Origin of the sequence: Variovorax soli NBRC 106424, assembly GCF_001591385.1 — a bacterium.
Lineage (GTDB): Bacteria > Pseudomonadota > Gammaproteobacteria > Burkholderiales > Burkholderiaceae_C > Variovorax > Variovorax soli.
On record NZ_BCUU01000176.1, the window covers coordinates 1 to 5,730 of the forward strand.

Genomic DNA, 5,730 nt, shown 5'->3' on the forward strand with positions numbered 1-5,730 from the left:
AAAAAAACTTCTTGAAGTTTGCGCGAATCGAGAAATTCGTGTCATAATTCAAGGCTCAGCTCAAAACGAGCTGCCTAGCGAAAAGCGAGGTGTTGTGCGAAGGCGCGGCGTCTTGCGGACTGCGGAGTGATCTGAAGTCTGGCTGGGTGGTGAGGATGGGTTGGCGGGTTGAAAGACCCGCAAGTTTGACAGGGTATTAAATACTGTGTCATAATCGAAGGCTCCGCTGATCGCAGCGAGCAACGCAAGAAGTCAAGCTTCTTGCGACGGATCGTTAAAAACATACAGCCGATAAGCGTGGGCGTTTGAAGGCGATTGCCAAGTTCTTTGGAACTAAGTCGCAAGACTTTAAACGCTCATGAGAATAGAAGTGAAGTTCACTTCAATTCCGTTTTTATGAGTTGCTTCTGAAAAGAAGCGAAAACTTCAAGATCGAACTATAGAGTTTGATCCTGGCTCAGATTGAACGCTGGCGGCATGCCTTACACATGCAAGTCGAACGGCAGCACGGGAGCAATCCTGGTGGCGAGTGGCGAACGGGTGAGTAATACATCGGAACGTGCCCAATCGTGGGGGATAACGCAGCGAAAGCTGTGCTAATACCGCATACGATCTACGGATGAAAGCAGGGGACCGCAAGGCCTTGCGCGAATGGAGCGGCCGATGGCAGATTAGGTAGTTGGTGGGGTAAAGGCTCACCAAGCCAACGATCTGTAGCTGGTCTGAGAGGACGACCAGCCACACTGGGACTGAGACACGGCCCAGACTCCTACGGGAGGCAGCAGTGGGGAATTTTGGACAATGGGCGCAAGCCTGATCCAGCCATGCCGCGTGCAGGATGAAGGCCTTCGGGTTGTAAACTGCTTTTGTACGGAACGAAACGGTTCTTTCTAATAAAGAGGGCTAATGACGGTACCGTAAGAATAAGCACCGGCTAACTACGTGCCAGCAGCCGCGGTAATACGTAGGGTGCAAGCGTTAATCGGAATTACTGGGCGTAAAGCGTGCGCAGGCGGTGATGTAAGACAGTTGTGAAATCCCCGGGCTCAACCTGGGAACTGCATCTGTGACTGCATCGCTGGAGTGCGGCAGAGGGGGATGGAATTCCGCGTGTAGCAGTGAAATGCGTAGATATGCGGAGGAACACCGATGGCGAAGGCAATCCCCTGGGCCTGCACTGACGCTCATGCACGAAAGCGTGGGGAGCAAACAGGATTAGATACCCTGGTAGTCCACGCCCTAAACGATGTCAACTGGTTGTTGGGGATTCACTTCCTCAGTAACGAAGCTAACGCGTGAAGTTGACCGCCTGGGGAGTACGGCCGCAAGGTTGAAACTCAAAGGAATTGACGGGGACCCGCACAAGCGGTGGATGATGTGGTTTAATTCGATGCAACGCGAAAAACCTTACCCACCTTTGACATGTACGGAATTTGCCAGAGATGGCTTAGTGCTCGAAAGAGAACCGTAACACAGGTGCTGCATGGCTGTCGTCAGCTCGTGTCGTGAGATGTTGGGTTAAGTCCCGCAACGAGCGCAACCCTTGTCATTAGTTGCTACATTTAGTTGGGCACTCTAATGAGACTGCCGGTGACAAACCGGAGGAAGGTGGGGATGACGTCAAGTCCTCATGGCCCTTATAGGTGGGGCTACACACGTCATACAATGGCTGGTACAAAGGGTTGCCAACCCGCGAGGGGGAGCTAATCCCATAAAACCAGTCGTAGTCCGGATCGCAGTCTGCAACTCGACTGCGTGAAGTCGGAATCGCTAGTAATCGTGGATCAGAATGTCACGGTGAATACGTTCCCGGGTCTTGTACACACCGCCCGTCACACCATGGGAGCGGGTTCTGCCAGAAGTAGTTAGCCTAACCGCAAGGAGGGCGATTACCACGGCAGGGTTCGTGACTGGGGTGAAGTCGTAACAAGGTAGCCGTATCGGAAGGTGCGGCTGGATCACCTCCTTTCTGGAAACTGCAATTTAATTTAAACGCCCACACTTATCGGTTGTTGGAAGGTTGTCGCCCAGCGACTGAGGCGCTTCGGTTGAAGGCTCTGGCCTGGTTGCCACGGCGTCCGGCCCCGCGGGTCTGTAGCTCAGTCGGTTAGAGCACCGTCTTGATAAGGCGGGGGTCGTTGGTTCGAATCCAACCAGACCCACCATCCACTAATCTTTAGGGGGATTAGCTCAGCTGGGAGAGCACCTGCTTTGCAAGCAGGGGGTCGTCGGTTCGATCCCGTCATCCTCCACCAATATCCTTCGGTACCTTCGATGGTTCAACACCAAAGCGGCTTTGCTGTGGCGAGGCTTCTTTGTTGTTGATCGAGATTGTTCGATCAATCGGCTGTTCTTTAAAAATTCATAGAGTCGAATCAGCGTTGCTGATGGAAACTGCATATTCGTAAAGGTTTAATGCAGACCGTGCCATCAGCAACATAGAATTTTTGATTGCGTCAAATGAACTTCATCTTCGTCGAAAGACGGATATTGAAGACGGCATAACGCGCCAGGTGAAAGACCTGGTAATTCCTTGATTGACGATGAACTCTCGTGAGAGAGGTCAAAGTTATAGGGTCAAGTGAATAAGAGCACGTGGTGGATGCCTTGGCGATGATAGGCGACGAAGGACGTGATAGCCTGCGATAAGCTTCGGGGAGCTGGCAAATGAGCTTTGATCCGGAGATTTCCGAATGGGGAAACCCACCGAAAGGTATCGCACTCTGAATACATAGGGGTGCGAGGCGAACCGGGTGAACTGAAACATCTCAGTAGCTCGAGGAAAAGACATCAACCGAGATTCCGAAAGTAGTGGCGAGCGAAATCGGAAGAGCCTGCTAGTGATAGCACCAGACATAACGGAACGATTTGGAAAGGTCGGCCATAGCGGGTGATAGCCCCGTACGTGAAATGACTGGTGTGGTACTAAGCTAGCGACAAGTAGGGCGGGACACGTGTAATCCTGTCTGAATATGGGGGGACCATCCTCCAAGGCTAAATACTCATCATCGACCGATAGTGAACTAGTACCGTGAGGGAAAGGCGAAAAGAACCCCGGGAGGGGAGTGAAATAGATCCTGAAACCGCGTGCTTACAAAAAGTCGGAGCCCTTCGGGGTGACGGCGTACCTTTTGTATAATGGGTCAGCGACTTACATTCAGTGGCAAGGTTAACCGAATAGGGAAGCCGTAGAGAAATCGAGTCCGAATAGGGCGTTCAGTCGCTGGGTGTAGACCCGAAACCAAGTGATCTATCCATGGCCAGGATGAAGGTGCCGTAACAGGTACTGGAGGTCCGAACCGACTAGTGTTGCAAAACTAGCGGATGAGCTGTGGATAGGGGTGAAAGGCTAAACAAACTTGGAAATAGCTGGTTCTCTCCGAAAACTATTTAGGTAGTGCCTCAAGTATTACCTTCGGGGGTAGAGCACTGTTTTGGCTAGGGGGTCATGGCGACTTACCAAACCAAGGCAAACTCCGAATACCGAAGAGTACAGCTTGGGAGACAGAGCACCGGGTGCTAACGTCCGGACTCAAGAGGGAAACAACCCAGACCGCCAGCTAAGGTCCCTAAAATTGGCTAAGTGGGAAACGAAGTGGGAAGGCTAAAACAGTCAGGATGTTGGCTTAGAAGCAGCCATCATTTAAAGAAAGCGTAATAGCTCACTGATCGAGTCGTCCTGCGCGGAAGATGTAACGGGGCTAAGCCAGTTACCGAAGCTGCGGATTTGCAATTTATTGCAAGTGGTAGGAGAGCGTTCTGTAAGCCTGTGAAGGTGGCTTGTAAAGGCTGCTGGAGGTATCAGAAGTGCGAATGCTGACATGAGTAGCGTTAAAGCGGGTGAAAAGCCCGCTCGCCGTAAGCGCAAGGTTTTCTACGCAACGTTCATCGGCGTAGAGTGAGTCGGCCCCTAAGGCGAGGCAGAGATGCGTAGCTGATGGGAAACAGGTCAATATTCCTGTACCGATGTGCAGTGCGATGTGGGGACGGATCTTAATAGGTCATCCGGGTGTTGGATATCCCGGTTTAGTTGGAAGTAGGCGTGCATTAGGCAAATCCGGTGCACATATACCGAGGCCAACGATCGAGCGAGCTTGCTCGCGAAGTGATTGAACGAGGTTCCAGGAAAAGCCACTAAGCTTCAGCTGCACACGACCGTACCGCAAACCGACACTGGTGCGCGAGATGAGTATTCTAAGGCGCTTGAGAGAACTCAGGAGAAGGAACTCGGCAAATTGACACCGTAACTTCGGAAGAAGGTGTGCCCTATTAGTGTGAAGTGAACAACGGAGCATGAACGGGTTGCAAAAAATCGGTGGCTGCGACTGTTTATTAAAAACACAGCACTCTGCAAACACGAAAGTGGACGTATAGGGTGTGACGCCTGCCCGGTGCTGGAAGATTAAATGATGGGGTGCAAGCTCTTGATTGAAGTCCCAGTAAACGGCGGCCGTAACTATAACGGTCCTAAGGTAGCGAAATTCCTTGTCGGGTAAGTTCCGACCTGCACGAATGGCGTAACGATGGCCACACTGTCTCCTCCTGAGACTCAGCGAAGTTGAAATGTTTGTGATGATGCAATCTCCCCGCGGAAAGACGGAAAGACCCCATGAACCTTTACTGTAGCTTTGTATTGGACTTTGAACAGATCTGTGTAGGATAGGTGGGAGGCTTTGAAGCCAGGACGCTAGTTCTGGTGGAGCCAACGTTGAAATACCACCCTGGTGTGTTTGAGGTTCTAACCTAGGCCCGTTATCCGGGCTGGGGACAGTGCATGGTAGGCAGTTTGACTGGGGCGGTCTCCTCCCAAAGCGTAACGGAGGAGTTCGAAGGTACGCTAGTTACGGTCGGACATCGTGACGATAGTGCAATGGCATAAGCGTGCTTAACTGCGAGACTGACAAGTCGAGCAGATGCGAAAGCAGGACATAGTGATCCGGTGGTTCTGTATGGAAGGGCCATCGCTCAACGGATAAAAGGTACTCTGGGGATAACAGGCTGATACCGCCCAAGAGTTCATATCGACGGCGGTGTTTGGCACCTCGATGTCGGCTCATCTCATCCTGGGGCTGTAGCCGGTCCCAAGGGTATGGCTGTTCGCCATTTAAAGAGGTACGTGAGCTGGGTTTAAAACGTCGTGAGACAGTTTGGTCCCTATCTTCCGTGGGCGCTGCAGATTTGAGGAAGCCTGCTCCTAGTACGAGAGGACCGGAGTGGACACACCTCTGGTGTATCGGTTGTCACGCCAGTGGCATTGCCGAGTAGCTAAGTGTGGAAGAGATAACCGCTGAAAGCATCTAAGCGGGAAACTCGTTTCAAGATGAGATCTGCCGGGGCCTTGAGCCCCCTAAAGAGTCGTTCAAGACCAGGACGTTGATAGGTCAGGTGTGGAAGCGCAGTAATGCGTTAAGCTAACTGATACTAATTGCTCGTGCGGCTTGACCCTATAACTTTGACTAAGATGTCAAGGTTGTTATGCCAAGTGACGCAGTCAAAAAATACTGAGCTGATTCCAAACTCTATGAATTCGTTGTGTTGATCAAAAGATCAGCACAGCAACCAGTTATGCCTGATGACCATAGCGAGGTGGTCCCACTCCTTCCCATCCCGAACAGGACAGTGAAACGCCTCCGCGCCGATGATAGTGCGGGTTCCCGTGTGAAAGTAGGTCATCGTCAGGCTCTTACAGCCCCAAAAAGCCCAATCAGAAATGATTGGGCTTTTTGCTTT

At 51.7% G+C, this 5,730-nt stretch carries 2 tRNA genes and 3 rRNA genes; all 5 read left to right on the forward strand.

What is annotated here, in order from left to right:
- The first annotated feature begins 434 nt into the window (after positions 1 to 434).
- The 5 genes from VSO01S_RS25805 (at position 435) to rrf (ending at position 5,681) form a co-directional block, all read left to right on the forward strand.
- Positions 435 to 1,969 (forward strand): 16S ribosomal RNA (locus tag VSO01S_RS25805).
- Between the two features lie 119 nt (positions 1,970 to 2,088).
- A tRNA-Ile gene (locus VSO01S_RS25810) sits at positions 2,089 to 2,165 on the forward strand.
- A 14-nt stretch (positions 2,166 to 2,179) separates the two neighbouring features.
- A tRNA-Ala gene (locus tag VSO01S_RS25815) sits at positions 2,180 to 2,255 on the forward strand.
- Positions 2,256 to 2,575: 320 nt separating this feature from the next.
- A 23S ribosomal RNA gene (locus VSO01S_RS25820) occupies positions 2,576 to 5,446 on the forward strand.
- 122 nt (positions 5,447 to 5,568) lie between these two features.
- Positions 5,569 to 5,681, forward strand: a 5S ribosomal RNA gene (gene rrf, locus VSO01S_RS25825).
- Together the 16S, 23S and 5S rRNA genes with 2 tRNA genes alongside form the textbook arrangement of a ribosomal RNA operon.
- The last annotated feature ends 49 nt before the right edge of the window (positions 5,682 to 5,730 follow it).